Origin of the sequence: Vibrio thalassae (assembly GCF_900089835.1) — a bacterium.
Lineage (GTDB): Bacteria > Pseudomonadota > Gammaproteobacteria > Enterobacterales > Vibrionaceae > Vibrio > Vibrio thalassae.
In genome coordinates this window covers 34,636-59,616 of the sequence record NZ_OANU01000028.1, presented here as the reverse complement: position 1 = coordinate 59,616, position 24,981 = coordinate 34,636, and the positions used below count along the sequence as shown (strand labels likewise).

The 24,981-nt window shown below is 42.9% G+C and carries 21 protein-coding genes and 1 pseudogene; 8 read left to right on the top strand and 14 right to left on the bottom strand.

Annotation, left to right across the window (positions count from 1 at the left end):
• A pseudogene (locus VTH8203_RS24520) lies at window positions 1-558 on the top strand (vWA domain-containing protein); the annotation flags it as partial.
• 5 nt (window positions 559-563) lie between these two features.
• On the top strand, window positions 564-2,198 hold the full coding sequence (locus tag VTH8203_RS10820; RefSeq protein WP_096993691.1) for a BatD family protein: 1,635 nt from the start codon (window positions 564-566) through the stop codon (window positions 2,196-2,198).
• A 71-nt stretch (window positions 2,199-2,269) separates the two neighbouring features.
• Here the strand turns inward: VTH8203_RS10820 and VTH8203_RS10815 are convergent, their stop codons facing one another.
• Window positions 2,270-3,325 (bottom strand): porin, encoded by a 1,056-nt coding sequence (locus tag VTH8203_RS10815; protein ID WP_096993690.1) that lies wholly within the window; start codon window positions 3,323-3,325, stop codon window positions 2,270-2,272.
• 412 nt (window positions 3,326-3,737) lie between these two features.
• The gene (locus VTH8203_RS10810; protein WP_096993689.1) at window positions 3,738-4,820 is read right to left on the bottom strand and encodes a porin; all 1,083 of its coding nucleotides are present in this window, start codon (window positions 4,818-4,820) and stop codon (window positions 3,738-3,740) included.
• A gap of 691 nt (window positions 4,821-5,511) precedes the next feature.
• On the opposite strand from VTH8203_RS10810, the gene VTH8203_RS10805 reads away from it, so the two are divergent.
• Complete coding sequence (locus tag VTH8203_RS10805) at window positions 5,512-6,507, top strand: porin (protein ID WP_096993688.1); 996 nt, start codon at window positions 5,512-5,514, stop codon at window positions 6,505-6,507.
• Between the two features lie 48 nt (window positions 6,508-6,555).
• On the opposite strand, the gene VTH8203_RS10800 is transcribed toward VTH8203_RS10805, so the two are convergent.
• Window positions 6,556-7,536 (bottom strand): succinylglutamate desuccinylase/aspartoacylase family protein, encoded by a 981-nt coding sequence (locus VTH8203_RS10800; RefSeq protein ID WP_096993687.1) that lies wholly within the window; start codon window positions 7,534-7,536, stop codon window positions 6,556-6,558.
• A 74-nt stretch (window positions 7,537-7,610) separates the two neighbouring features.
• Window positions 7,611-9,086: a putative basic amino acid antiporter YfcC gene (gene yfcC / locus VTH8203_RS10795; RefSeq protein WP_208617740.1), complete on the bottom strand. Its 1,476-nt coding sequence runs from the start codon at window positions 9,084-9,086 to the stop codon at window positions 7,611-7,613.
• Window positions 9,087-9,334: 248 nt separating this feature from the next.
• On the opposite strand from yfcC, the gene VTH8203_RS10790 reads away from it, so the two are divergent.
• Window positions 9,335-10,231 carry a DMT family transporter gene (locus VTH8203_RS10790; protein WP_096993686.1) on the top strand — a complete coding sequence of 299 codons (897 nt, stop codon included), beginning with the start codon at window positions 9,335-9,337 and terminating at the stop codon, window positions 10,229-10,231.
• A gap of 54 nt (window positions 10,232-10,285) precedes the next feature.
• Complete coding sequence (locus tag VTH8203_RS10785) at window positions 10,286-10,903, top strand: glutaredoxin domain-containing protein (protein WP_096993685.1); 618 nt, start codon at window positions 10,286-10,288, stop codon at window positions 10,901-10,903.
• Between the two features lie 66 nt (window positions 10,904-10,969).
• Here the strand turns inward: VTH8203_RS10785 and VTH8203_RS25355 are convergent, their stop codons facing one another.
• Window positions 10,970-11,104, bottom strand: a complete 135-nt coding sequence (locus VTH8203_RS25355; RefSeq protein WP_096993684.1) for a hypothetical protein — start codon at window positions 11,102-11,104, stop codon at window positions 10,970-10,972.
• A gap of 490 nt (window positions 11,105-11,594) precedes the next feature.
• Here VTH8203_RS25355 and VTH8203_RS10775 point away from each other — a divergent pair, with 490 nt between their 5' ends.
• Entirely contained in the window at window positions 11,595-12,224 is a 630-nt protein-coding gene (locus tag VTH8203_RS10775) for a response regulator transcription factor (protein ID WP_096993683.1), read from the top strand.
• 20 nt (window positions 12,225-12,244) lie between these two features.
• Here VTH8203_RS10775 and VTH8203_RS10770 read toward each other — a convergent pair whose 3' ends face one another.
• Both VTH8203_RS10770 and VTH8203_RS10765 read right to left on the bottom strand, forming a co-directional pair.
• Window positions 12,245-13,141, bottom strand: coding sequence for a LysR family transcriptional regulator (locus VTH8203_RS10770; protein WP_096993682.1), 897 nt, complete (start codon window positions 13,139-13,141; stop codon window positions 12,245-12,247).
• Window positions 13,142-13,149: 8 nt separating this feature from the next.
• Complete coding sequence (locus tag VTH8203_RS10765) at window positions 13,150-14,541, bottom strand: diguanylate cyclase domain-containing protein (RefSeq protein ID WP_096993681.1); 1,392 nt, start codon at window positions 14,539-14,541, stop codon at window positions 13,150-13,152.
• Window positions 14,542-14,937: 396 nt separating this feature from the next.
• On the opposite strand from VTH8203_RS10765, the gene VTH8203_RS10760 reads away from it, so the two are divergent.
• Window positions 14,938-15,546 carry an acyl-homoserine-lactone synthase gene (locus VTH8203_RS10760; RefSeq protein ID WP_096993680.1) on the top strand — a complete coding sequence of 203 codons (609 nt, stop codon included), beginning with the start codon at window positions 14,938-14,940 and terminating at the stop codon, window positions 15,544-15,546.
• Here VTH8203_RS10760 and VTH8203_RS10755 read toward each other — a convergent pair.
• Entirely contained in the window at window positions 15,487-16,266 is a 780-nt protein-coding gene (locus VTH8203_RS10755) for a helix-turn-helix transcriptional regulator (RefSeq protein WP_096993679.1), read from the bottom strand. The genes VTH8203_RS10760 and VTH8203_RS10755 overlap by 60 nt on opposite strands.
• Window positions 16,267-16,349: 83 nt before the next feature.
• Entirely contained in the window at window positions 16,350-17,243 is an 894-nt protein-coding gene (locus VTH8203_RS10750) for a LysR family transcriptional regulator (protein WP_096993678.1), read from the bottom strand.
• A gap of 445 nt (window positions 17,244-17,688) precedes the next feature.
• Here VTH8203_RS10750 and dcuC point away from each other — a divergent pair, with 445 nt between their 5' ends.
• Window positions 17,689-19,056 carry an anaerobic C4-dicarboxylate transporter DcuC gene (gene dcuC, locus VTH8203_RS10745; RefSeq protein ID WP_096993677.1) on the top strand — a complete coding sequence of 456 codons (1,368 nt, stop codon included), beginning with the start codon at window positions 17,689-17,691 and terminating at the stop codon, window positions 19,054-19,056.
• Window positions 19,057-19,106: 50 nt separating this feature from the next.
• On the opposite strand, the gene VTH8203_RS10740 is transcribed toward dcuC, so the two are convergent.
• The 5 genes from VTH8203_RS10740 to VTH8203_RS10720 all read right to left on the bottom strand — a co-directional run bounded on the left by VTH8203_RS10740 (window position 19,107) and on the right by VTH8203_RS10720 (window position 24,396).
• A complete protein-coding gene (locus tag VTH8203_RS10740) occupies window positions 19,107-19,550 on the bottom strand; it encodes a BamA/TamA family outer membrane protein (protein ID WP_096993676.1) in 444 nt (147 codons plus the stop codon).
• Window positions 19,551-19,895 carry a hypothetical protein gene (locus VTH8203_RS10735; protein ID WP_096993675.1) on the bottom strand — a complete coding sequence of 115 codons (345 nt, stop codon included), beginning with the start codon at window positions 19,893-19,895 and terminating at the stop codon, window positions 19,551-19,553.
• 3 nt (window positions 19,896-19,898) lie between these two features.
• Entirely contained in the window at window positions 19,899-20,051 is a 153-nt protein-coding gene (locus VTH8203_RS24515) for a hypothetical protein (protein WP_158296120.1), read from the bottom strand.
• 181 nt (window positions 20,052-20,232) lie between these two features.
• Window positions 20,233-23,277 (bottom strand): efflux RND transporter permease subunit, encoded by a 3,045-nt coding sequence (locus VTH8203_RS10725; RefSeq protein ID WP_096993674.1) that lies wholly within the window; start codon window positions 23,275-23,277, stop codon window positions 20,233-20,235.
• A gap of 27 nt (window positions 23,278-23,304) precedes the next feature.
• Window positions 23,305-24,396: an efflux RND transporter periplasmic adaptor subunit gene (locus VTH8203_RS10720; protein ID WP_096993673.1), complete on the bottom strand. Its 1,092-nt coding sequence runs from the start codon at window positions 24,394-24,396 to the stop codon at window positions 23,305-23,307.
• Between the last annotated feature and the right edge of the window lie 585 nt (window positions 24,397-24,981).

Genomic DNA, 24,981 nt, shown 5'->3' with positions numbered 1-24,981 from the left:
CAACAGCAACAGCAACAGCAACAGCAACAGCAACAGCAACAGCAACAGCAACAGCAACAGCAACAGCAACAGCAACAGCAACAGCAACAGCAACAGCAACAGCAACAGCAACAGCAACAGCAACAGCAACAAAATGCTGACGCTGGTTCGGGTGCAAGTCAACAACAATCGCAACCTAAATCCGACGACAACAAAGATAATTCAGCTGACAAAAACAGTTCGTCAGACTCTGAACAGTCGTCGAATCAAACGAAACAAGAGCGTGGCGATAGCAATAAAGAAGCTCAATCTCAGTCGTCAAAGCCATCCCAGGAGCATGACAATGCGACTGCGGAAAAAAACTCAAGTGCGGAATCCAAAGGCCAACCGTCACAATCACCTATTGAGTATCCGCAAACTCAACAAGCTCAGGAAACCAACCAACAAAATGTCTACCCTGATCTGAGAAAGCTTGAGCAAATTGAAAGCGTACGTGACCCTAGTTATTTACTACGAGCACAAATGTTGCTGCAATCGAAAAATAAAGAAGCCCCTACTTCAACAGGGAAAAATTGGTAACCGCAATGAAGAACATAAAATCATTTACCTTAGCGCTACTCGTCATTGTTAGTGCTGTGACCAGCTTCCCATCCTGGGCACTGAATGTAACGGCAAGCGTGAACAAGACCCAAGTCACTAAGGATGAAGTCATTCAACTAAAGATCGTTGCCGACCAAAAGCTTGACGGTAACGAGGTGGACTTCAGTCAGCTTTCAAAAGATTTCTATCTTGGTCGACCGAATTTTAGCTCTTCCGTCAATATCTTGAATGGCACTCGCTCTGATAGCAGTATTTGGACAGTGGCCATCGCCCCACAACAAATTGGCAAATTGGTGATTCCTAGTTTTGATGTCGATGGAGTTGCCACCGCCCCTATCACATTGAATGTAACGATCGATGAGCAGACGCCGACAACCAAAGACATGATTGAGGTTCGTACCCAGTTAAGTAAGTCCGATTTATATCCGAAAGAAAGTGCGTTACTCGACACTCGTATTATTGTTAAAGTCGACCCGCGTTTGCTTCAGAACCCTAACTTGACCTCACCTCAAGCAACGGGATTAGAGATTCAAGCACTAGGAGAGCCTAAGCAATATCAGGCAGTGGTTGATGGCATGGAAGTGATGATCATCGACCAGTCATTCAGAGTCACCGCCACTCATAGTGGTCAGTTCGTCATTAAGGCACCAACACTTACCGGTGGCGTTCTTTATGGGAATAACCGAAATGGAACAACAAGAATCCTCACATTAGATACCAATTCACCGACGATTGATTTAAAAGTAAACCCTATTCCGGATGGCTATACCGGAACTTGGTTACCTACGTCAAAACTCTCTCTATCACAAACGTGGCAGTTAGACGATGGTAAAACTGTCGACTCAACATCCGTTTCCATCAACAGTGGCGATTCATTAACGCGCACCGTTGAACTGACGGCTATCGGGTTAACCTCTGAACAGCTACCTAATATCACCATCAACAACCCTAAAGCATTTCGCGTCTATTCTGAAAAGCCGTCGTTCAAAGATAATGATGACGGCAGTGTTACCATGACGACCAAACAAGTGCTCATCGCTCAACACGGTGGCAGTTTTACCTTGCCTGCGATTCGTGTGAATTGGTGGGATTCAGCCAACAAGAAAGCTGCCGAAACAACATTAGAAGGCTTGAATGTTACTGTAGCGGCAAGTGAGACACTAAATCCCGAACCATCTGCTTCACCAACAGCTTCAAATACAACCACCACCGCAAAGATTGTGAAAGACCCTGGTATGTGGCCATTTATTGCGGCTGTATTTGCGGCTTTGTGGGCAGTGACAAGTGTAATGTGGTATCGCAGTCGTCGTTCCAATTTGTCTGACCAAGCTAAGTTATCGGTTAAGGCGGGAGCGGATCAAACGCCAAAACAAAACTTGATTAACGCGATCAACAGTAAAAATACCATTGCAGCTCAAATAGCATATAAACGTTGGAGGCCTACTGTCTGGTTGTCAAACGAAGACGACATAGCATTACAATGTGAACTAGACAAAATGACTAAAGCAATATTAGGACACCATACCGATATTACATGGGATGATAAAACCATCTTGAAGCTGATTGCGAAAGCAAAGAGCGAGCAGCCGAAGTCTGAGACATCGCTTGCACACCTTTAAGGTGTTGCGGAAACGACAAAAAGCACTTCTTTATCAAGGAAGTGCTTTTTAACTTTTAGGCTGTCAACGCATTATAAGTAGAAACGAGTACCGATAATGAACTGGTTGTCTTTGCGCTTACGGTAGTCAACCGTGCCTGTTTCGCCCTGATTATCAAAGTTATAGCCAGTGTAAGCTCTTAGGCGTGGGGACAGTGTGTATTCTGCTTGAATCGATGTACCAGATTTAACGCGCAGGTTATTTTTAGTATCTTGCATTTCTTCATGCTTAAGAATCAGGTTCAAGCCCATATCTAAACCATAAGCAAGAATAGAGTCGAACGCCTCCGTTTGATCAATGAGCTTGCTATCAAACGAGTTCATATTCTTGTTACTTGCCAACGTTGCCGCAATGTATAACCCTGAACCAAAGTTACCGTATTTACCTGAAACCACGTGAGAATCAGCAACCTTGGTATTGCCTTGTTGATGGTCAGTCACGTGACCACTGTTAAATGCATAGTTCACATTGAAGCCAGCGATGGTGTAACCAGCTGCAATTTGGCCACGGTTGGTAGAGCTCAACCATGTCTTCGTGGAATCCTTCGGATCCATCACTGAGTTTGCTCCCTGCCAGCCCGCACCAATGGTTAGTGCACCGGCATCGTCAAAATCAATAGTGTTATAGTAGGCCGCTAGTTTATCTGCACGCGCGGTACCAAATAAGCCTTGGTTGTCGTAAAGGAAGTCGTTTGACCAACCAATGGGTGTATCAACTACGCCAGCGGCGATATAGTATGGTGACCACTGGGTACCAGCAGCAATTCGACCATATGTTTCATGCCCTAGCCCAATATAACCTAGACGAGTTGTAAATGTGTTTTTACCACCTTCTAGCATATTCATTGCCCACTCACCCTTGAAGTCGGCTTTAAACCCGTTACCAATATCTTGGATTACTTCTAGGTTAATACGTGGTGACTTCTCTTCAACGCGAGCGTCTTTATTAGCGTGCGCACTAGTCAGACCGATTGTAGCGTGACCACCGATTGACATCTGTGTGCCTTCTTTATTGTAGATTTCTAATGCGTTAGCTTGAGTGCCGATAGCTGCTGAAGTCACTGCTAGAGCAAGTAGTGTTTTGTTCATTATGATTTCCATACATGACAGTTAGGTACTTTTGCTTGCGTTACAAAACAGAAAGTACTCGGGTGTTAATACTGTATTGCTCACTATGTTGTGCGTAACACTTATGCGCAATTCGTTAAAAACATGAAACTTGTAATATGGAGATACTTTAAAGAGAGAGTTCCCAGAAGTGATGTGAAATGAAGTGAAGTTTTAGAAGGGACTATTATAGCTATAATTTATTTATGAAATCATAAAGTTAAAGGAATTTAAATTATAAACTTGGATAGCTATGGATATTTTATTTTTTATTTTTACCTTCAACTCATTTTTGCTGAAAATAGTGCGAAAATGTTATATACCGTCAATAAATTAATTACAAAAAAACCTGCTCTAGTGAGCAGGTTTTCAAATTTAAGTCGTTAACTTTCTATTATAGGAAGAAACGTACGCCAGCTGCGTATTGGTTGTCTTTCGCTTTTTTGTATTCACCAGTACCTTGAAGGTCGAACTGGTAAGCTACGAAAGCACGTACGCGTGGGTTAATGTCATATTCAGCTTGGATAGCAGAAGTTGAGTATACCGTATCACTTGCTTTGCTATCTTGAACCTGCTCATAGTTAACACTCAGGTTTAAGCTGTTTGATAAACCGTAAGCTAGGATTGCTTCATACGCTTTGCTGTCTTCCAGAAGACCTTTAGAAGAGGTATTTCCAGTAGCGACTGTTGCAAAGTTCATGTATTTGTTATCAGCATATACACCGGCTACATACAGACCTTTGCCGTATGTACCATAGTTAGCAGAAACTACGTGAGATTGAGCTTTCTCTTTAATAGCACCGTCTGTGATATCACCGCCAGTGTATGCGTAGTTTAGACCTAGGCCAACAATTTCATAGCCTAGAGCTACCTGGAAGCGGTCTTCAACATTTACAGTTTCTTTGTCAAAAGAGTTGCCGTCAGCATCAAAATCTTCTCTTAAAGTAGCTTTTGAATCCCCCTGCCATCCTAGACCGAAGTTAAATGCACCAGCGTTACCAAAATCAAAACCATTGGTGTAAGCAACCATGCTGTTAGCACGGCCAGTACCGAACGCACCGTGGTTGTCATAAAGGAAATCGTTAGCAAAAGCGATTGGAAGGTCAGCAACGCCCGCAGCAGCATAGTATGGAGACCACTGAGTACCAGCTGCTAGACGACCATATTCATCATGAGAAACACCGATGTAACCTAGACGAGTCGTGAATGTGTTATCACCACCGTTTAGCATGTTCATTGCCCACTCAGCTTTAACATCAGCAGTAAAACCGTTACCTAGGTCTTGAGTTGCTTCCATGTTAATACGTGGAGATTTCTCTTCGACTGCAAAGTGCTCAGATTCGCCACCAGCAACACCAACTGTTGCGTGACCGCCGATAGAGAAAGTAGAACCGTCTTTGTTATAAAGTTCAAATGCTTGTGCAGATGTACCGAAAGCCGCAGCAGCAACTGCTAATGCAATAAATTTTTTGTTCATTGGGATTTCCATATTTCAAGTTTTATGAGTCACTCCAGTGAGTGACATAACGCACATAAAGCTGTTACGCACACAGACATAACACCCATGCATGTAACCCGTCTTGATGTAACGCTGGATTAACATGACGGGAATCACTCTACCCCTAAAGTTCCCAAAGGTTTCATAAAAAGACGTAAAAGATTAAAAACACCGTTTTCTATTTAAATAAACCACCTTTTATCAAACACTTAAAAATAAGAATAAAAAACATAAACTATTATAAAACCATTATTCAGATGAGGGTTTTTGATGTTTTTTGGCTTTTTTGAGTGATTAAATTCACATTTTTAAACACTTATTGGTCACTTATCACACAATGAAGCACGTAGAATTCAACAACTTACAAGACATACTTCACAGAAATAGGTAGATAAAACACATCATATTTCTCAACAAACGCCCCCATTTCCGGCAAATGTCCAAACCAACAAGCCCTGTAGATCAGAGATAAGTTACATAACAGCCAATGAAGCACGTTATTAATGAGCGATAGATCACAAAAGAGTAATAGGAAGGGAACTATTAGGCATTTTAAAGGGCAGGCTCAGAAAGGCGTTCTATCCTTGCCTTAGATCAATTATGTCATAAGGCATCAATGGTCTCGCAGTGGAAACATTGCAGTGGTTAATAATAATCAAAGGATAGAATTATGAAAATGGCAGCCATCGCTACGGCGATTACAACAACACTCGTCTCTGGTTCAGCACTTGCAGCAGAGGTCTATAGTTCAGATGGCACTTCACTTAATATTGGTGGTCGTGTTGAATTTCGTGGTGACTTTTTAGGGGAGTCATCGGGAGCAGAACTCGAAGGCTCTATGGATAATAAGTCTCGCTTTCGTGTCAACGTAGGGGGAAATACTCAAATAACCAACGAACTGTCGGGCTTCGGCTTCTATGAAGCAGAGCAAGCGGTCATTTCGTCTGGCGATAATGATCCCAATACTTCCTTTACGCAACGTTACTTGTATGCGGGACTCTCTGGTAATTTTGGTGCAGTTTCCTTTGGTCGCCAAGATACCGCCCTTGTACAGCTATCACAAATGTCTGATATCGGGACATATACGGGCGCGCAAAAAAGCTTTATCGATGCTGGTAACGAGCAAATCAACAATAACATCGTATATGCTGGTATGTTTGCTGGCGATGCCCTGTCACTAAAAGCGAATGCTATTTTAAGTAGCCAGAAAGACCAAAATAGTTACGGCCTATCAGGTATTTACACGTTACCTATGGGCCTTGGTATTGGTTTAGGCTATGCCGCAGGTGACCAATGGTTATTTGCACCTGCAGCTGAAACAAGTCAGTTTATGGGTGGTTTAAATTACACTGTTGGGCAATTTTATGTAGCAGGTACCTATACTCAAGGTAAGATTAAAGTGTCTACTGGAGATGTAAACTTCACTGGTTACGAATTCGCAGGCCAGTACAAGTTTGATCGCGGTTTCGTGGCTCAGGCGGCATATGGTAAGCAGCAAGCTGATGAATCTCCTACTAACTCTTCAGATGAAGAATTCAATAACTATGTAGAGTTGACTGGCAAATACTATTTCAACAGCTCAATCCAATCGTATCTCAGCTATAAGTACAATATGTTGAAAGATGCCGACAACTCACTCCGTCTAGGTCTTCGTTACGACTTCTAAACTCACTCACGATCTTTTAAGGGCGTTAATACGCCCTTTTTTAACCCTTTAGCGAATTAAACGAACCACCAACCCTCCCGGTTCCCTCAAGCTATCAACGTTATAACTCAAGACGGTTGCAGCTTTTGGGGCACAATAGTCACACATAAAGCGGCCAAAACTATCATATTGTTTTGCCAGTAGTTGTCCTTGATTGACACGCTCTAGAAGATTGACTGTAGGGATAACAAACCCGCCTTGGGTTGCCCTTACACTGATAATCTCCTCACCTTCAATGTCGCACTTAACGACTTTGGGCATTTCACCTTTTACCACACCCTGTTGTGTAAGAATCCTTTGAACCCCCTCCACCGTTCTTTGAATCAGTTCAGGCTGAGTAATTTTCCCCATCCCCACTTCTACAGTGATACAGGGTACGCCAGAATTGTTCCACACCGTTTCTAGTACACCGCTGTCGCCAGGGTCATTAAGGATGACATCAGGTTCTATTAAACGAGCCATCAACAGCGATTGTTTCAATCTAAAGTCGGCAAACACATACAAAGGATACGTCGCCCCTTGAGTTTGTGTATGAAGATCGATAGCAATATCTGCATTTCGCTTAAGTAATTGAGTCCATATCGTGTGAAGATAGCGATTAGCAGCATCACCCTCGGCATTGCCAGGGAAGAATCGATTCAAGTTAGCGGAAGACGAATCGGGATCAGACGAATGAAAGTCTCGACTATGACGCAACACACCAGAAGGGTTGATCGAAGGCACTATGGTCACGGTTCCCGCTGTCAGTTTTTCAGGTAAACGCCTTACCAATTCGTGGGAAGTGAGTACTCCATTCAGTTCGTCGCCATGTACGCCAGCGGTAATCATTACTTTGGGACCAGGAGCTTCAGCTTTAATGACTACCACAGGGAGCTGGATAGCCATACCCATAGCATTAGTGGCGGCGCTAAACCAGAAATGGTGTTGACCTGACGCTAGAGTGTCTACATCTAGTGAATGGATAATTGGATAATTTTCTGACTCAAACACGTATTTGGTTTCTCTTTGGACAAATTAAAAAGCGGGCTTTTGCCCGCTTAATCACAGTAAATCAATGCTGGAATTTAGGCAAATCCCATTAAGTGTGCTCCCACGACCACACAACTTGCCAATACAAACAAGAGTAAAATAAAACGCCAGCAGAACCTTGCCCAGTCTCCCCAGTCGATACGACAAACACCTAAAGTCGCCATCAACGAAGCTGAGGTAGGTACGATAACGTTAGTAAACCCGTCGCCAAGTTGGAAAGCTAGAACCGCAACTTGACGAGTAACGCCTGCAATATCCGCTAACGGCGCTAATAGTGGCATCGTTAATGCGGCTTGCCCTGAGCCAGAAGTAACAAAGAAGTTAAAGATGGACTGGAAAACGTACATTAGCCAAGCAGCCGCCACGTCAGGTAACCCACTGATCATTCCACCAGCACTGTTTAAGATTGAGTTCAGTACGCTAGATTCATCTGTAGTGCCACCACCGAGAATAAGTAATACCCCTTTCGCGCAACCGACTAAAAGTGCTGGCGCTAACATGATGCCAGCCCCTTCTTTAAACGCATCGGCCATATCGTTGAGTGTCATGCCATTTAAGCGGAATATGACGCCAATTAGACCTGCTACAAAGCCCATGGTAAAAAACTGCGAGGCAATTTCAGGGATGTACCATGCATGAGCCACCACGCCCCACACAACCCAAATCGTTGTTGCTACCACTGTCGTTAGGACTAGCGTATCACCAAGATTCCAACGGGATTCTTGTACCGTATCGGTTTGCTTTCTAAAAAAGATATCTGTCCTGTAACTATGGGATAACTCAGGGGTAGCTTTAATTCGTGATGCGTAGACCATAGTAAAGACAATACCAACTATGGTAAATGCGAGCCACATAACGATTCTCATCGTCATACCGGATAGAACGGGAATACCAGCAATACCCTGAGCGACGGCGACTGAAAATGGGTTCATCCACGATGTCGCAAAGCCTATTTGCGTTGCGACATAGGTCACCATGACGGTGGTAATACCATCATAGCCAAGCCTAACCATCAGAGGGGCAATAATGATAGCGAAAGCTACCGCTTCCTCTCCCATGCCGAACACCGCGCCACCCAAAGAAAACAAAGCAAAAAGAACAGGAATAAAGAGTGCTTCGCTTCCCTTTGTTTTATCAATCAAGCGCAGGATACCGTTATCAATAGTGCCAGTGCGCATTACAATACCGAACGCACCGCCAATCACCAGCATAAACATGATTACGCCGATGGCTGAGCCCCACTTAGAACCAGAAACCAGGCCTTCAAACGCAAAGTTCATTAACCCAATGCCACCACCAGATGCAAACAGTCCTACCGATTGGTACACCAGGTCGCCATTTTCATCTGTCGCATATTGAAATGAATGCGGGTCGATAACCGTACGTGATTTCTCTGCACCATCCACCAAATAAGTCACTTGTTGACTATCAAAGTGTCCGGCAGGAATGAAGTAAGTCATGATTGTCGCAAGAATACCGACAATAAAAATCAAAATAAGCGTATCCGGCATTTGCCATGTTTTCGTGCCATCAGCAACATGCGCATGCTCTTTAGTATGAGTGTTCATAATTATGTAATAGCCAAGCATAAAATTTGGCATAAATATGCTTTATTTGGCATAAAAAATCAACACTCCATAGGATAACATTTAAACACTCGAACCAATACTTGATCTGCGGCAGAATTAAATACTCTATTGGCCTATTTGGTGCTTGATAAAATTCGTAGTAATATTGAGAAAAAATAAAGAAGTCAATTATGAGCTTACAACACCACCCTATTCAGGGCGCAGCATCGATGCTAGCAGCAGGCGCTTCCTTCGCTCTCGTCAACAATATTGCCCAAATCGTCAGTATTAACCATGGAATGTCTTCGACCATGGTGGCACTGATTCAATACGCCATCGCTTTTGTCGTTATTATTCCTTACTTAAGAACTCTGGGTTTTCGACGGTCACTACGAACATCAAATTTTCCTGCACACTTATTCCGTGTTTTCCTATCAGTGATCGGTATCCAGCTTTGGATGTGGGCGCTCGCCTACCCAGTCCCAATCTGGCAGGGTATCGCATTGCTAATGACTTCCCCTCTTTTCGCCACATTAGGCTCTGGATTGCTACTTAAAGAGAACGTAGGTCCCGCTCGCTGGTTTGCCACTCTCTGTGGCTTTGTCGGCGCAATGATTATCTTGGAACCTTGGTCTGATAATTTTAACTGGGCATCATTGCTTCCTGTCGGTGCCGCCTTTTTCTGGGCTTGTTATTCACTTATGGTGAAAAAGTTGTCCGCGGACGATTCTCCCTCAACGATGGTCGTCTACCTACTGTTGCTAATTACGCCATTTAACCTTTTCTTGGCATTACCCGAGTGGTCTGTTCCCTCTTCTGGGATAGTTTGGGTTTTCTTGATCATAGCGGGATCCTTAACGGCGTTAGCTCAATGGGCAATAGTCAAAGCATATGCGGTTGCTGACGCATCGTTTGTTCAGCCGTTCGATCATGCAAAACTTCCTATGAACGTACTCGCAGGTTGGCTCGTTTTTGGATGGGCTCCTCCAGGACGGTTATGGTTAGGAGCAGCTATAATAATAGCTTCGGTGGCGTTTATTACACAGTGGGAAACAAGAAAGCGAAAAAGTATGCCGACCTTGAAATAAAAGTCTGAGTTAGCGGTTCTTATTGTTAAACGGAATCTTAAAGAGGCAAACACAATGGCAGAACCTATCAAAATCACCCTTTATCGCTGGGCTGGAAGCTGGGGACCATTTAAAGTCAACATTCCTTGTGGCGAATGTACACTGACCAAAGATATTCTCAATGATACCTTCGCTAATGAGTTGAACGGTATCCCCATTGAATTGGAAGTCAAAGATTGGTTGTCACATTGGTGGGAACCGTTACAGAAAGGAGTTTGGCATGCTCCGATTTTGATGGTTGAAGGTAAAGTTATCAGTCAAGGTGAAGCCTTAAACCGAGGTGTCTTGGTACAATCTGTCATCCAAGAGTGGACCAAACGTGACACATTGTCAGGAAATATTGTCTACGGTAAGGCAACCTGTCCCTACTGTGTCAAAGCAAAAAAAATGCTCGATGATGCTGGTATCCTATACACCTATGCAGACGTGGTAAAAGACAGTGCCGCTTTGTATAGAATGATCCCCGAGGTGAAAGCACACATCGGTCTAAAAACGCCAGTAACCGTACCTCAGATATGGCTCGAAGGAGAATACATTGGCGGTGCCGATAATCTAGAAAAGTGGCTAAGCCGCCGTGATTTGGATGATTCACCTGATAATGTTTTGGAATTCGGAGACAAGCACTTCTCTTAATTATCTACAACACGCCAAATATCAAAAAGCCCGCGACTTGGTCGCGGGCTTTTTGTAAACAATCTATTATTTCGCTAGTTTTTTCATCATTCGCTTGATGAAAGACACTTTTTTAGGCTGCGGTTTACCGTATAGCATTTCTTCGATCATTTTCTTAGCGGCAACTTGACCAATGTATACTGCACCTAGTTCATAACCCATATATTTTCTCCGGCAAGAATATGTAATTAAATTACTTGAGGCGTGATTATATACGTTAAACAACTAAAAACAAGATTTACATCACACTTTTTTGTAATTATTTTACAAAAAACAACTATAAACCAAAACCTTAGTAAGCCATTGATTAGTATATAAAAATACATGCTATGTGCGTTACCACTGGTTTTGCGTTATCGCAAAAAGAATGTAACAACTGCCAATGTTCAACTTTAACTTTTTTTCCTATCGATAAAAACCAGTTCATATCTGAAGGTTATCAATTGTTTTTATTAGAAAAATCCATAATTCTAACATTATTCCAAACTGGAATTTTTGTCATTCCACACTTTCACGGCATTGTTTTCTATACTTTCACACTTCGTTAATTCGACACTAAAAATGAATCTTAACGTTTATACTTAAATGACAAATGATAGCGGTCCTTTCCGATTCCCATTTCGCCAATCATTTGTATAGCAAGGTAAAGTGAATGTTCTATCCAAACACGAAAGACTGCCTCATCGTTGATAACTACCCGCTAGTTAGGGAAGCACTAGCTCAGATCGTGTCTAGTATTGATGATATCGATTTGGTTCATCAGACAGGCAATATTCAAACAGCTTTGAACCTCGTAAAAAACGGCAATATCGAACTGATTATTCTAGATGTTAACCTTGCGGAAGCGGATGGATTTGAGTTCATGCGTCGAGCTTATGCTTGTGGTTATGATGGTAAAGCTATCTTTGTGTCAAGTTACGGTTACCCTGTTTACTCTGAGACAGCTTATAAACTAGGCGTTAACGGATACATTAGTAAGTCAGAAGACAGCCCACTGATACGCGACGCCATCAGTGGTGTGATGCGCGGCTACAACCTCTTTAAGACAGACTACAAAGAGAGAAGTAGAAATATCGTGCTTTCTCAAAGAGAAACGGTGGTATTCAACTACCTAAAGAAAGGCTACACCAACAAACAAATCTCAGAATTCCTATCGTTAAGTGCCAAAACTATCAGTACTTATAAGTCACGAATTCTCGATAAATACGAAGCCAACTCCATTGTCGAATTGATCAATTCGCACGATGTTCATGAGAACAAAAAAACCGCTTTGGTGAGCTAAACTTATCAATAAGGAGAGGACTACCCCTCTCCTTTTCTATCCACAACGCTTTTGATGATCTCGTGCAGTTTTCGATGCAAAGGATTCTGTCTATTACTCTGTTTAATACATGTCACAACAGGCGTAAACGTTTGCATATAGTCTGGAAATGGCACAAATCTAAAACCATGTTCTGGTACTAAGTGCTTTGAAAAGACAACCGAGTAATTCTCTTTTTTAATCATAGACAAGGCAACGCCCAAGTTATCTAACTTAACTTGATAGTCAAATGACAAATTGTATTTCGCCATTTGTCTAATAAGCCTATGATTCGTTTCATTCCAGCCACGAATTTCAAAAAATACGCATGGGTTTTCGAATACTTGCTCCCAACTGTTAATAGGACTTTCGTTTGCGACAAGCGCACCAATTTCCACATTGATTAGGCTACTCTGATAAATGGCTTTTGAACAGTCCTCATTGAAAAATTGGATGCCAATGTCCGTCTTGCCTTCGATTATGGATTGGTAAGTATCCGTACGCCAAGTTCTTAACTCTACTCTGGAACGGCAAAACACAGACTTGAGAGCGATAAGCAATTCGCTACCAAAACACTCTACCGACAAATTATCCAGTGCGACAACAACTGGCTTCTCGTAGAGTTTTTCATCAAAAGCCTCTCCACGTTTTAACGCTTGTTCAACAGAACGCAGTCCACTTTCAATACCGGGAATAATTCGCTCTAAATAATGCGTAGGCTCAAGGCCTATAGACGATCGAACAAACAGTGGGTCGCCCAATTGCTCTCTCAGTTTTGATAAGTGCTTACTAATCGCACTTTCTGTTTTTCCTAATACGGTAGCCACTGTGGTTAAACTACGATATTGATATATTAAAACTAAAACTTTCAATAAATTATAGTCATGTTCTTTGTGCATTACTCTACCTATACCACTCTATTCACCGGCTGGGATTTATTTCGTTTAACCTGATACAAGGCAGCATCTGCACGCTTGATTGCTGACGAAAGTGATTCGTTATCTAGAACCACAGCGACGCCATAACTGATGCCCAGTCTCGATTCTTTCAGCCCAAATGTTTTTGAACGTACAATATGACTCAACTTTACCGCCAATCGTTCTGCGGTTTGTAATCCGCAACCGGGTAGCAACGCAAGAAACTCATCACCGCCACTGCGTATTAGATAATCACTTTCTCGAAAGCACTTACGCATACATTGAGCAATATAGACAATTGCTTCATCACCAGCATGATGTCCGTAGTTATCATTAATTGATTTCAACCGATCGCCATCGATGGCAATAACCGCTAAGCCCTTTTTCTCAACCGCATACTTGACGCCACTGTCTCGTAAAATTGCTCGGTTATAAAGTCCCGTCAACTCATCCAACTTAACCGCCAATTCAGCCACTTTGAGTTTTTCTTTTTTAACTTTAAGCTCATCCAAGCGGATCAAAACATAGAGAAATACCACCACCATCGCAAGATAGACCCAAAGAGAATCCACCACTATCTTGCTGTAAGGTATTTTATAGACTATGGTTAACCCGGTATCGACATCTGTCCTCTGCGAATGAGCTGAGTGAGCAAATGGATAACGCCTGTCTTCAATAATGATCTCTCGACCAGCTTCAGTCCTACGACTAACATATTGTTTATTTGACAAAAATGGAAACTTATCCAAATAAACATCTGCATTGAGATCCCCAACCATCCTCGAGCCATCATAAACAGGACTAGAGATGGTGATCACCGCTTTATTAGTCACATTGTCACGATAGATATCAGAGACAACGATTCGGTTATCCAGGTCTTCTTGAGACGCATACTTAGAACACTTAAATGATTCCACACAGACTTTTTGCGAAAAAACTTCAGTAACATCGAGGTTGACGCCACCAAACGCATGACTCGCGAGGATCTTCATCCCTTCATATGATCGGTAATACAATAGGTATTCTTTCGCTAGCGCCAGTTCAGGCATGCTATAAAACATCTTCTGCGCCGTCATAATCACAACCCGCTCATTGTGGGCCAGTAACTCGCCGGGATTGAGCAAATATACACGCCCCTTGTCAAAAAGAGGGTAGCCGACTTGTGTGCTTTTATTCGCTGCGATTTGAGCTTCGAAAAGAAACCCTAATATGTAGACCGTCGATTTGTAGTCTTGGATGGACTTAGTGACGAGATGAAATTGAGCGACTTCGTTTTTGACAAGCTTGTCTAGCGATTGGAAAACCGCAAAACCGTAAATCACAGACGAAACCAATGCCGATTTAAGTAATAACAGGGCGTATTTCTTTGTCAGCTTTTGCATCTAGATTTCGCTACGCGTAGTGAACATAAATAGCGCATAATTATCACTGATGGCGCAACCATTATCAATACAAATTGATGAAGTTAGGCCAGGTGTAGGGAGAGAGACAACGGTTCGTGGACAACGACCGACGTAAAAAGAAAGACCCTGCAACCCCTTAAGCCACCTAGCCTTAGGGTCATTCTATATTCTCTGCTGAATCGATTGTTCAAACGTTGTTAGTGGGGTTCACAGGATCTAGTCACTGTTATACGCTTGTATTCAAAATAAGATACTGCAGAAACTGACAGGTTGACTTTTTTGGATTTTTTAAATGTTCAAGCTGACTAAACTGTCAGTTATTCTATAAAACTTGCGGGGCTAACCTATGCATGAAACTGTATAGGAGGAAATCCCATGGAACCTGTTGTCTATATCCGAAAATATGCCGAGCTATCTGAAAAACAAAAATATGAAATGCACACATTGAGATATGATGTATTCGTTCGCAGGCTAGGCTGGTCATTAAATACTGAGAACCAATTAGATATTGATGAATATGACCGCCCCGATGCGACGTTCATTGTGATTGAATATCAAAATAGAGTAGTCGCATGCTGGAGGCTTCTGCATGCCGATACGCCCTATATGTTAAAGCATACCTTCCCCGAATTGCTTCAGGGAGAGAGCTTTGATAGCCACCAGACTATTGAGCTCTCTCGATTTGCCGTAGACCGAAAAGTGTCTAAGCAGGCACCCCATATTAACTTTACTGAACTGTTGTTCTATCTCGTTGTTCAATACGGCTTTGAGAAGGGTTATAGCGACTTTATAACACCAACAACGACGGGAATAGAAAGGATCATGCGTCACGTTGGTATCCCAAACCAACGAATTGGAGATGGGAAAATTAGAATGTTGGAGCACACCAAAAGTGTGGCGTTACGCGTACCTATTAATGAAGCCTTACGGAACTGGTTTACCAACACTTCCATAAACCAACATAGGCTCGATAGAGCCAGTTAATAAAGCTTTGGAAACAGCTTGAGTGCGAGAGAAGGCGTTGAGTTTTTCGCTCGCATTCTGAATATGAAAATTCACGGTACGTTCTGAGCAACCTATGATCTGAGCGACTTCCCAAGAGCTTTTGCCCTCTGCGACCCACGCTAAGCATATTTGCTCTCTAAGGGTTAAGCTTGATTTGACTTGTCCAAATTGTTTCTCACATACGTGATTCCTAATATCGTTGATATAGTCCGCGACTAAACTGCTCACATAAGTAGATAGAATAGTAGACTCATGACTTATTTTCTTAGCGCCTTTTCTATTTGAAAAGCTAATCAGCCCCAAACATCCATGGTTAGCTCTTAAAGGAATCGTTATACCATCACCTAGACCAAAATCCGAAGCTAGCTTTATCACGTTTTTGTCATCGGGGATCTCATTCGCTAACAACGATTGCCATTGAAGTGGCAACATACTATTTCGGCAATGCAGTACAACTTGGTCAAAATACATGACTTCATTATCTTCATAAAATTGTCGCCAAGCCAAAGGTTGGTTTGTCAACACGACATTTTCTGCTCTCATAACTGTGACCGGAACAGACACGGCAAAAAGGAAATGTTCGAAGCCAATAATATCCGTTACTTCAGCAAGTTTTTTACTTAGAGCATCAAAATCAAACTCTCTAGGTTGCTCTATGTCTTTAATCAATATCGCGTTTATTTTATCTATTAATTGCACAACTGGTTCTACTCTCTGACATGCACCATAAGGCTATGCACTCTATTGAACAAGATAACGATACTAAATCTAGATTACAAACATTAAGCGCTAAAGCAGGCAATCAGATGTTGAATACACTCCCTGATCTTGCGCGGCTGGTACTTATCCCTGTGGTAGATAACTGAAAGTGGCACTAATTCGATTCCCCACTCTTCAAAGACGGGTTTTAGAATTCCTAATTGTAACTCCTGCTCACAATATAACGTCGGCACGCGAATTAAGCCTAAGCCACATTTAGCCGCATTTATTAATACCCGCCCATTTTTACACTTTAGCGCTCCGTTAATAGAAGTTTCGAACACTTCTTGACTGGTTCTATTTACAAATCGCCATTTAGTCACCGAACCGGTAATGCATTTATGTTGCTTCAATTCCCTAGGGTGAGTGAGCTTTGGTTGTTGTTCGAGATAATCAGGACTTGCAAGTGTCTGCATCTCAATATCAGTGAGATGCCTCGCTATGTAGTTTGAATCGGGGAGCTCCCCCATACGAATGGCTAAGTCGAACTCATCTTCCAGCAAATCAACGCGATGACTGGAAAAATCAAGCTCAACATGCACCTCTGGATATTTCAGCAAGAACTGCGCCAAGTAGTTTGCCACCAACTCTTCGCCTATATAACCACCAACACAGTTTATCTTGATACTGCCTCGAACTTCTTCAACATCATCGATAGCAGCATAGACGGCTTGGTCTATCGATTGCAACGCAACATCACATGAGCTTAACAACGCTTTTCCTGCCTCTGTTAACTTCATTGTTCGAGTAGTTCTTATAAGTAGACTCACCCCCATTTGCTTTTCTAAGGATTGTATTTGCCTAGACACATGGGATCTCGACACATCCAATGCCTCTGCAGCTTTAGTAAAATTCCCAAGATTAGCCACTAAGACGAACGCGCGAACATCTAGGAGATTAATAGACGAGTGATACATAACGAAACTCTCAAACAGGCGGTGTAATTATTCTGTCGTTAATCAAAGAAATTGCAATAGAGAGCAGTCAATTAACCTATCACCGTTCGACATTGATACCACAACTTTCTAGCCATACTGCGTTCTATATAAGTAGTAAAAATAACCGTTAAAAGGCAATATTTATCCCAAATAGCACTCATCGCAAGAATGTCATTCCTTATCGAACAAATATTCACCAACGTGATCTAAGTAATACTTTTGTGGTATCGGATTAATTGATTATTAACAGCCAAAAAACATTTAACACACAGCGACATTACTCATAATTTTCAATTGGAATAATTGTTTGTTTCAGATCATTACATCGTCATGTAGTTGTCGTGCCACAATGTAATATTCTGTACAGTTTCTGACATATTTTGAAATAGATGTATTAGATATTTAACAGTTTCAAAGGAGAATTATGTTAGAACTATTAATTGGTCTAGTCGTAACAATCGCCGTCGGCTACTTTATTGTAAATGGTTATCGACCAGCTGGCGTTCTGCTTACCGCTGGTATTGCGCTACTACTATTAACAGGTATTTTAGGCCATACCGTGCTGCCTGCGAAGATAACGTCAACGGGTAATATCGTTACCGATTCACTAGAGTATGTTAAGTACATGCTACAGTATCGAGGTGGCGGCTTGGGTATGCAGATTATGTTGCTCTGTGGCTTTGCCTCTTACATGACCCATATTGGCGCGAATAACGTTGTCGTCAAACAGTTCTCTAAACCACTTTCTTTTATTAAGTCTCCTTACATTCTGCTTGTTGCCGCTTATATTGTCGCTTGTTTGATGTCTCTAGCCGTTAGTTCTGCAACGGGTCTTGGTGTGCTCCTCATGGCTACCCTGTTCCCTATGATGACGGCAATGGGTATCTCGCGACCAGCCGCTGTCGCGGTTTGTGCATCTCCAGCCGCGAGCATTCTATCGCCTACTTCTGGTGATGTCGTTATCGCCGCAGAGAAATCGGGCCTAGCTTTAGATGTTTTTGCAGTACAAACCGTACTACCAGTCTCTATTTGTGCCATTATCGTTATGGCCGCTGCCGCATTCTTTTGGAATAAGTACCTTGACAACAAAGACAATACTCCGATGGAACGAGTGGATGTCTCTGAAATAAAAGTCGATGCACCTGCATTCTATTGCGTTCTACCTTTCTTACCGATTATTGGTGTTTTCCTCTTCAATGGCCGCACAATTCCAGGTCTTAGCCTTGATATCTACACCATTGTTGTTGGCTCAATTTTCTTAGGGGCTGTAGTCAACTTTGTTGTTGAGCGCTTTAACGGTAAAAAAACGCTGGAAGATCTAGAGTCTTGTTATCAAGGAATGGCTGATGCCTTCAAAGGTGTGGTAATGCTCTTAGTTGCTGCAGGGGTATTCGCACAAGGTTTGATGTCTATTGGTGCTATCGATAACCTCCTCCATCTTGCAGATAAAGCAGGGGCTGGCGGTGTCGCTTTGATGCTTATTTTAACGGGTCTTACCGTTGCAGCTGCAATCGCCACAGGTTCGGGCAATGCGCCTTTCTACGCGTTTGTAGAACTTGCCCCGTCCTTAGCTGCAAAAATGGGTCTAAACCCAGCATTCCTAATCATACCGATGCTTCAAGCTTCTAACCTAGGACGCACCATATCTCCAGTTTCTGGCGTTATCGTTGCGACATCAGGTATGGGTAATATCTCTCCATTTGAGGTAGTAAAGCGCACATCTGTTCCTGTTTTAGCGGGTTTGATTACTGTGATTGTTGGCACCATGGTTCTTGTTCCAATGACGGCATAACCTCCAAAACAACCAACAAAAGGGAAGCATTCGCTTCCCTTTTTACTTTGCTAAAAAGCCTCTCCGACAGAAAGATACAGTGCGCTCTCTTTTGGGCCTCGCACCACATCAACACGAATATTCATTTTCTTTTGTTCTAATGGTTGCCATCTGACCCCAACCCCCTTTGTCACAATTGTGGTCTGACGTAAAATGTCCTGCTCTGCTTCTGCGGTTTCTCCTAACCCCACAAAAGCCACTAAGCCAAAGCGGGGTAAAAATGTCCAACGTCCCTCAAATTGCCCTTGAAGTATATTGTCGTTACGATAACGCCCGTGATTAAAACCACGCATTTGCAAAGTAGGCTTCTCATCAAAAGGCACATCTCCACCACTGGTTTGTACAGTAACTTTCGAAGCTAGCACTAGATTATCTTTAATGCTCCAATAATTACTGGCGGCAAACTTACCGATATTGTAATCGCCATCCCCACCCCACATTTCGCCGTAATCCATCTAGCTTAGTTGAGCATACCAACCTGTCGTTGGGTAATAATTATCGTCTCGAGTATCGTAATGTAACACTACCCCAATACCACCCGACTTAACCGTTTCTGCCTCGGGCCAAAAGTCATTAAACTGGTTGAAGGTGATTTCAGTTTGCATGTAGTTATACTGCGGGCCGACATACCAGTGTGAATCGCCTAATTGAAATAGACTTCTCAGCATGATGCCAATTATTGTCATGTCATAATTGAGCGGATCATCAGCAAATATAGGATCATTGCCATCTCCATAATACTTGAGCTTCAGATCGCCATGAAAAATCCTACCAGTATAGCGGACTGAATCATCCTTCAAGGCTCAATCATGAAAGCCGCCAATTAGCCAACTCTCTGTCGACGTGTACATCCCAACCACTCCAGATGTGTCGTTATGCGCCTTAGAATCGGGCTCTTTAGCATGCATATACAGCCCAACTAATTGCATTCCCGTGCCTAACGTTGGGTTAGACATGCCTTTACCGTGTTTGATTCCAAGAACTATCGCGAAGACGCGGATAAAAAGTCCTGGAAAGCGTTCTCTGAATTCCTAGTTGCTAAAACGGGACAGTAACTCCCTATCTATCCGCGCTCTGAGTTCGCACCAATAAAAAAGGTCAGACACAGGGTCTGACCTTTACTTTGTTTAATAACGATTAGGCTGGATTTTTAGCCTTAAACAAGATGGCATACATTACCGGGATAAAGACCAAAGTTAAGATGGTTGCGAATCCTAAACCAAACATAACCGTGATGGACATGTTGACGAAGAAGACGTCCCCTAGCAACGGAATCATACCCAAGATAGTCGTACATGCTGCAAGCATTACAGGCCTCATACGAGAGATCGAAGAATCAATAATCGCATCATAAAGCGGCTTTTCTTCTGCTTGCATATCAATCTCTTCCAGCAAGACTATCGCGTTCTTGATCAACAGACCTATCAAACTCAATGCACCTAACAAGGCCATAAAGTCAAAGGCGCCATCAAGCAGTAATAGACCGGCTGTAATACCGATGATTGCTAACGGTACTGTAATCCAAATGATGAGCGGTTGACGAACCTTACCAAACAACAAGACAACAACAATAATCATCATAATGAACGAAACAGGGATGGCACTAAACAGAGCGCCTTGGGCTTCCGCTGAATCTTCATATTCACCACCCCAGTCCATAGAATAACCTGGTGGCAGTTCGATAGCCTCAATTTGTGGCTTGAGTCGTTCGAACAATGGGGCAGCCAACTCACCTTTCGGGTTAGCCGACGCAATTATAGTCGTTAAACGGTCACGTCCACGAATCATCGCATCTTCCCATACGGTCTCAAACCCCACCACTACTTGTGCAATAGGCACCGTTCTTTGCAGTACAGGACTATAGACTTGCGCATCCATCAGCTGAGCAACGTTTTGTCGTTCACTCGCATCGGAACGGAAATAGATCGGCAACAGTCTTACGCCATCACGATAGATACCAACTTGTGTCCCCTCACTCGCGGCCTTTAGCGAAGCGGTGAGTTCGGTACGAGTAATACCTAGCTGACGAGCCACTTGTTCGTTGAAGATCGGCTTGATCAATTTAACCGGTTGACGCCAGTCGTTACGCACTTCTTTGGTCTCAGGATCAGCATGCATAATAGCTTCCGCTTGAGACGCAAGGTTGCGTAGCACCTCTGGATCTGGACCTGCAAAACGAGCTTCAATCTTCGAGTCACGTCCAGGACCAATACGCAGACCTTTGATCTTCGGTTCGATGTTATCGATATTTTCTGTCATGAAGGTATCGATTTTCTTCTGAAGCGGCGCGATTTGCTCACGGGTTTCCGTTCGAACAATGATTTGACCATACGCTTTGGTTGAGTCTTGCGGTGTATACACCAATGAGAATCGTGATGCACCACCACCAATGAAGCTAGCCGTCCACTCTACGCCATCTTGCTTACGGATAAACTCAGCAATTTTTAGAGTATCGTCGCGAGTTTGACGAATATCTGTACCTTCAACTTCCCACACATCCACGAAGAACATTGGCGTATTGGCATTAGGGAAGAAGGCGTTTTTGACAAAACCAAATCCCCAAACTGCAGCAACGAACATCGCTAATATCACGCCGATAGTTAACGCACGTTGTCTAAGAGCGAACTGCAGGACACTTTTGTAGATAACGAAACCAGCACCAGCGTAAGGATCTTTTTCTTCTTCTCCCTCTTTTTTGTCATCTTTTTTAAGCAGAAGCGCACACAGCAGAGGTGTGGTCGACACCGCAGTGACCCAGCTTAACGACAAGGAAATAAGAATTACGTAAAACAATGAACGCGTAAATTCACCCGTATTACTTTGCGACATACCAATGGCGGCAAATGCAAGAATACCTACAGCGGTACCACCCAGTAGTGCCCAACCATTAGCGCCAACCACTTCACCCGCCGCTTTCATCGCTGGTACGCCACGCTTAATTCGTATCATCATACCTTCAGCGACAACGATGGCGTTATCAACTAACATCCCGAGCGCAATGATCAAAGCCCCCAAAGAAATACGCTGAAGCTCGATACCATACATATGCATGAGCGCTAATGTACCTGCTACTGTAATCATCAAAACAGCGCCGATAATCAGACCAACTCGCAGCCCCATAAAGGCAAGCAGTACCACCACTACGATGATCAGTGCTTCTACCGTATTGGTGACAAAACCAGCTACCGACTGATCCACTTCAGACGGCTGATCATAGATAATATCTAGGTTCATTCCTAAAGGGATTTGGTTCTCAAGGCTCTCAATCTTATCCGCAATAAGCCCACCTACTTCAACAACGTTTTTGCCCGGAAGCATAGAAATCCCCAGTGTAAGCGAAGGTTTTCCGTTGAAGTAGATCAGTTTGCTTGGTTCCTCTACATATTCACGTGTAACTTCAGCAATATCCCCTAAACGAATAAGCTTTTTGCTGTCACTAGAAATCAAAAGATCTTCAATTTCACTCACGTGCTTGAAGCTGCCAGTCGGTTCAATTCTGATAAATTCAGGACCAACGCGGAAACGACCAGAGTCAGACACTAGGTTTTGAGAACTCAGTAAGTTCTCGATAGTTGCCATATCGACACCGAGTTCCGCCATTTTTGCTCTAGACATCTGAACATAAACGACTTCCTTTTGGTCGCCATCTATAGAAACTTTACGCACCCCAGGTACCAAGACCAGCTGTTTCTTAAGGTTGTCGGCAACATCTTTAAGCTCGCGATAGGTATAACCATCGCCATTTAACGCAAGGAACCCACCATAAACGTCAGCAAAATCGTCAATAATCTGTGGCTCGCCAGCCCCTGGTGGCAATTTATGTTTGTTGTCGGCGATTTTACGTCTCAATTCATCGTAGATACCTGGCATCTCTGCTGACGTATACTCATCTTTGAACTCAATCGTAATGTCCGACAACCCTTCACGGGTTACCGAGCGTTTAATTCGTTTAACTTGCCCAAGCAGACGCACAGCATCTTCGATATGATAAGTGACCTCATCATAGACTTCTTGCGGAGAAGCCCCTGGATAAGCCGTGATAATTTTTGCTTCTTTGATTGTGAATGCAGGGTCTTCAAGCTTACCCATTTCAAAGTAAGCCAACACGCCCCCAATGGTCATTAGCAAGACTAAAAGCCAGCTATTCACCTTATTCTTTACTGAATACTCACCTAAATTCATAAAACATCTCTTCTTGCTGAGTTACAGTTATTGCGCTTGATCGATTTCTGGCATTAAGCTGACTTCCATACCATCGATTAAGAATGGAACGCCTACAGTCACAATACGTTCACCCATTTCTAACCCAGACAGGACCGTAATACGATCGCCAGACATGGTTGAGACTTCAATCTGCTTTGGAGACACCGTATTGTTATCACCCACGACCCAAACTGTCGCATTATGTGCGTTGTCACTGATCACGGCCGTTGCTGGCACTTGAATTGAACCCTTCTTCGCTTGAAGCTTTGAGAAGTCGGCGGTGACATAACCTGTCATGCCAGGAAGGATATTTTGGTCAGATGGCGCTTCGAGCGTCACGGTAACTTCAAATGTTTGAGTATCTGCATCTGCTTTAGAGGAAACTTCAGTAATCGTTACCGGGTATGGCTTTTCACGAGCAGTATCGAAGTAGGCGAAAACCGGAATATCAACTGGCTCTTGTGCCTCTTCATCATGAATTTGTCTTACCAGCTTTTCAGGTACGTTGAACTTCATTTCCAACGTATTTAGGTTCTGGAATGTGAAGACAACTTGTTTTGCTTCGACGTTCTCAAAATTTTGAATATCTCGTTGTGCCACAAAACCATCAAAAGGTGCTAAAAGTTTGGTATAGCCAAGTTCTGTGTTTGCTTTGTCGTACGCGGCTTGTGCTCTCGTCAAGTTCGCACGTAACTGCTCGAAGTCTTTCTTAGAAATAAAATTATCTTTAATTAACTCTTGAGCACGTTTAAAGTCTGCTTGCGTGCGCTGCAACGTTGCGCGAGTATCACGAACTGCGAGTTTAAAACTCGTGTCGTCCAGTGTCGCAAGCACTGTGCCTTTCTTCACATTGTCGCCTTCCTTCACCGGAACGCTATCTACCTTTCCTGCCACACGAAATGCCATATCAGCACGATTAGACGCAAGAACGCGTGCGGGGAATTCACGAATCATACTTTGGTTTTCTAAACCTATAACCATTGTTTTAACAGGACGAACAACAGGCGCTTCTGCCTTTTGCTCAGGTTCAGGACTGCATCCCGATAAAGCAACACCGATTACCGTTGCTAAAGTTAGCGCACGTAAATGAGTTTTCATAACAACCACCCAACAAAAAAATTTATAAAAACCAAGACAATAATAGGTCTAAGAAATCAATTACACGTTATTGGTACAAGTTACATTAAGCGCAGCAAAAAGCAACAAACCACAAACAAAAACACAACCTTGAAAAAATCACTCTCGTCAGCATAATTTACTCAGCCTAGGAATAGCAGTATCTAAGACCCTAAATTAACAACGAGTTCATTATTTTTTTGTTTTTTTATCTTTGATTAAAACCGCAAATAAGTATCTCATAATGATACATGCGATCAATATCACATATACATTGTATGGATGACACTCTCATTAGGTGACCATCCGCTCTATTCGCTATCTTAATCCTTGTTCCGTAGTTGCTTTTGAATTTTGACTCTCTCTTAACACTCAAGCTGCTAGCTCACTAGCGGCATCATTCTCAGCCCCCAACAAGACTGTGCCGACACTCATTTTTTTGACCCAGTCGTACCTACTAAATTTTAAGGAAATGAGAAAAATAAGGCAAAGTTGGGTCTTCAGTTGTTCCTTGATCCAATCTATCTTCCAACCAACAAGTTCGTTGCACGTCATGTCACCATATTG